The following is a 2,595-nucleotide window of genomic DNA, read 5'->3' on the forward strand; positions in this document are numbered from 1 at the left end:
TTAAGTGAAATCGAGTAGGTCGGAGCACGTGAAACTTTGACTGAATATAGGTGGACCATCATCTAAGGCTAAATACTCCCAACTGACCGATAGTGAACCAGTACCGTGAGGGAAAGGCGAAAAGAACCCCTGTGAGGGGAGTGAAATAGAACCTGAAACCGTGTACGTACAAGCAGTAGGAGCCTACTTGTTAGGTGACTGCGTACCTTTTGTATAATGGGTCAGCGACTTATATTTTGTAGCGAGGTTAACCGATTAGGGTAGCCGTAGGGAAACCGAGTCTTAACTGGGCGAATAGTTGCAAGGTATAGACCCGAAACCCGGTGATCTAGCCATGGGCAGGTTGAAGGTTGAGTAACATCAACTGGAGGACCGAACCCACTAACGTTGAAAAGTTAGGGGATGACCTGTGGCTAGGAGTGAAAGGCTAATCAAACCGGGAGATAGCTGGTTCTCCCCGAAATCTATTTAGGTAGAGCCTCGGACGAATACTTACGGGGGTAGAGCACTGTTAAGGCTAGGGGGTCATCCCGACTTACCAACCCTTTGCAAACTCCGAATACCGTAAAGTAATATCCGGGAGACACACGGCGGGTGCTAACGTCCGTCGTGAAGAGGGAAACAACCCAGACCGCCAGCTAAGGTCCCAAAGTCATAGTTAAGTGGGAAACGATGTGGAAAGGCCCAGACAGCCAGGAGGTTGGCTTAGAAGCAGCCATCCTTTAAAGAAAGCGTAATAGCTCACTGGTCGAGTCGGTCTGCGCGGAAGATGTAACGGGGCTAAACTATGCACCGAAGCTGCGGATTCATCTTAGGATGAGTGGTAGGGGAGCGTTCTGTAAGCGGTTGAAGGTGTACCGGGAGGTATGCTGGACGTATCAGAAGTGCGAATGCTGACATGAGTAACGATAATGCGGGTGAAAAACCCGCACGCCGGAAGACCAAGGGTTCCTATCCCATGTTAATCAGGGTAGGGTAAGTCGACCCCTAAGGCGAGGCCGAAAGGCGTAGTCGATGGGAAACGGATTAATATTTCCGTACTTGGTATAATTGCGATGGGGGGACGGAGAAGGCTAAGCAAGCATGGCGATGGTTGTCCATGTGAAAGTGAGTAGGCTAGCGACTTAGGTAAATCCGGGTTGCTGTTAGGCTGAGACACGAGACGAGCACCCAAGGGTGTGAAGTTGCTGATGCCATACTTCCAGGAAAAGCCTCTAAGCTTCAGATTATACCGAATCGTACCCCAAACCGACACAGGTGGTCAGGTAGAGAATACTAAGGCGCTTGAGAGAACTCGGGTGAAGGAACTAGGCAAAATCGTACCGTAACTTCGGGAGAAGGTACGCTCCTATCTGTGATGAGACTTGCTCTCTAAGCGGACGGGAGCCGCAGTGACCAGGTGGCTGGGACTGTTTATTAAAAACACAGCACTGTGCAAAATCGCAAGATGACGTATACGGTGTGACACCTGCCCGGTGCCGGAAGGTTAATTGATGGGGTTAGTTTTCGGACGAAGCTCTTGATCGAAGCCCCGGTAAACGGCGGCCGTAACTATAACGGTCCTAAGGTAGCGAAATTCCTTGTCGGGTAAGTTCCGACCTGCACGAATGGTGTAACCATGGCCACGCTGTCTCCACCCGAGACTCAGTGAAATTGAAATCGCAGTGAAGATGCTGTGTACCCGCGGCTAGACGGAAAGACCCCGTGAACCTTTACTACAGCTTGGCACTGAACATTGAACCTACATGTGTAGGATAGGTGGGAGACTTTGAAGCAGCGACGCTAGTTGTTGTGGAGTCGTCCTTGAAATACCACCCTTGTAGTTTTGATGTTCTAACGTTGGCCCCTGAATCGGGGTTACGGACAGTGCCTGGTGGGTAGTTTGACTGGGGCGGTCTCCTCCCAAAGAGTAACGGAGGAGCACGAAGGTTGGCTAAGTACGGTCGGACATCGTACGGTTAGTGTAATGGTAGAAGCCAGCTTAACTGCGAGACAGACACGTCGAGCAGGTACGAAAGTAGGTCATAGTGATCCGGTGGTTCTGAATGGAAGGGCCATCGCTCAACGGATAAAAGGTACTCCGGGGATAACAGGCTGATACCGCCCAAGAGTTCATATCGACGGCGGTGTTTGGCACCTCGATGTCGGCTCATCACATCCTGGGGCTGAAGTCGGTCCCAAGGGTATGGCTGTTCGCCATTTAAAGTGGTACGCGAGCTGGGTTTAGAACGTCGTGAGACAGTTCGGTCCCTATCTGCCGTGGGCGTTTGAGAATTGAGAGGGGTTGCTCCTAGTACGAGAGGACCGGAGTGAACGAACCGCTGGTGTTCGGGTTGTCATGCCAATGGCATTGCCCGGTAGCTACGTTCGGAACTGATAAGCGCTGAAAGCATCTAAGCGCGAAGCAGGCCTCGAGATGATTTCTCACTAGACTTTTAAAGTCTCTGAAGGGCCGTTGAAGACTACAACGTTGATAGGCAAGATGTGGAAGTGGTGTGAGCCATTAAGCTAACTTGTACTAATTACCCGTGAGGCTTAACCATACAACGCCAAACGCGTTTTGTGACAGAAACAAGCGACAGAAGTTAATAGCTA

The 2,595-nt window shown here is 50.8% G+C and carries 1 rRNA gene; it reads left to right on the plus strand.

The features are described from left to right. A 23S ribosomal RNA gene (locus tag MTF64_RS19790) occupies window positions 1-2,543 on the plus strand; the annotation flags it as partial. Window positions 2,544-2,595 lie beyond the last annotated feature (52 nt).

It is taken from the genome of Pseudoalteromonas sp. 2CM41L (assembly GCF_023161905.1).
GTDB classification, from domain to species: Bacteria; Pseudomonadota; Gammaproteobacteria; order Enterobacterales; family Alteromonadaceae; genus Pseudoalteromonas; species Pseudoalteromonas atlantica.